Source organism: Embleya scabrispora DSM 41855, from assembly GCF_000372745.1.
Taxonomy (GTDB): domain Bacteria; phylum Actinomycetota; class Actinomycetes; order Streptomycetales; family Streptomycetaceae; genus Embleya; species Embleya scabrispora.
Window position 1 is genome coordinate 1 of the sequence record NZ_KB889649.1, and the last position, 1,499, is coordinate 1,499.

Below are 1,499 nucleotides of genomic sequence, written 5' to 3' on the forward strand. Positions count from 1 at the left end.
GTTTGTCGCCTGTCCGCGCCGCCCGAGTGCGACGCACGAACCTCACAACGACGCCCGACCCCCCAGGGCAACCACCCGATGCGCACGTTCACTCGTGCGGCGGATCAACGGTGTCGACGGGGAACGGGCACGCGACCCGGCGCCCGTCCCGCCCGGGGGCCAAGCCCTGATCGGGCCCGAGTCGCCCGAACGGCCGTACCCGCGCCCGGGGCCCGCCCGACCGATGCCGTGTCGCCGAGAAGTCCCGGTTCGACTGTGTTTCCCTGAGATCGTCCCTGTTATCACAGGGTCGGCGGGAGTGTGACACGACAACGCGCCTCGACGGGTGGTGTGGTGCATGTGGGCCACGCTTCCGTCGGCCGCGTGTGCGTTCGAATCCGTCCGCCCGGAACAGGTGTGGACGGGCCGCGAGGTGGAAGGCATCGACGAACGGCCCCGCCCCGGGTCCTCCCGAGCCCGCCCTTCCCGACGGCCCCCGGCATCCGGCGCACACCCGTTCGGAGGACCATCCCGCAATGACCCCTCCCCGCCGCAGCCACGACACCCTCGACCGCCTGCGTACGGACACCGATCGCAACCTCCTCCGCCTCGTTACCCTGGAACCGGGTACCCATGCGCATGCCGCGCTGCGCAACGAGATCGTCGAGGACAACCTCAACCTGGTCACCCGCGCCTGCCACCGTTACACGCAACGCGTCGACCTGCGCGAGGACCTGCGCCAAGTCGCCGCCATCGGGCTGATCAAGGCCGTCGACGGCTACCGTCCCGGCCACGGCGCCGGATTTCTCGCCTACGCCATCCCCACCATCTCCGGCGAACTCAAACGCTACTTCCGCGACCACACCTGGGCAGTCCACGCCCGCCGCGGCGAACAGGAGCTCTACCTGCGCCTGGTCCGCACCCGCGACGACCTCTGCACCCGACTGGGCCGCGAACCCACCGTGGCCGAACTCGCCGCCGAGCTGGGCGAGGACGAGGATCGGGTCCGCGTGGGTCTGGAACTGGGCACCGCCTTGCGGTCGGACTCCCTGGACGCGCCCACCGGGGGCGACGGCGGGGACGCCGGCACCGGACACGAGCGGCGAGGGGCGCCGGATCCGGCCCTGGAACTCGTCGTCGACCGTGAGTCGTTGCGTCCGCTGATCGCCGCACTCGGTGAGCGGGACCGGCGCATCCTCAAGCTCCGCTTCTGGGACGACCTCACCCAGGCCGAAATCGGCCAACGCCTCGGCCTGTCCCAGATGCACGTCTCCCGACTCCTCACCCACGCTTTCACCACCCTGCGCGAAGGAATGCTCGTCACGACCTGAGCGCGGGGCCTCGACCGACCCGGCCGGCAGGCCGTTCTCGCAAGGTCGCCGTTTCCGTCCCGCTCGCCGGGCCGCGGCCGGATTTCCCCGCGTTCGAGTGAACGTGCGCATCGGGTGGTTGCCCTGGGGGGTCGGGCGTCGTTGTGAGGTTCGTGCGTCGCACTCGGGCGGCGCGGACAGGCGACAAAC

General features: G+C 71.0%; 1 protein-coding gene. It reads left to right on the plus strand.

Annotated elements, in window-relative coordinates; all coding sequences use genetic code 11:
• The first annotated feature begins 515 nt into the window (after positions 1 to 515).
• Positions 516 to 1,310 (plus strand): sigma-70 family RNA polymerase sigma factor, encoded by a 795-nt coding sequence (locus A3IC_RS54665; protein ID WP_020550948.1) that lies wholly within the window; start codon positions 516 to 518, stop codon positions 1,308 to 1,310.
• The last annotated feature ends 189 nt before the right edge of the window (positions 1,311 to 1,499 follow it).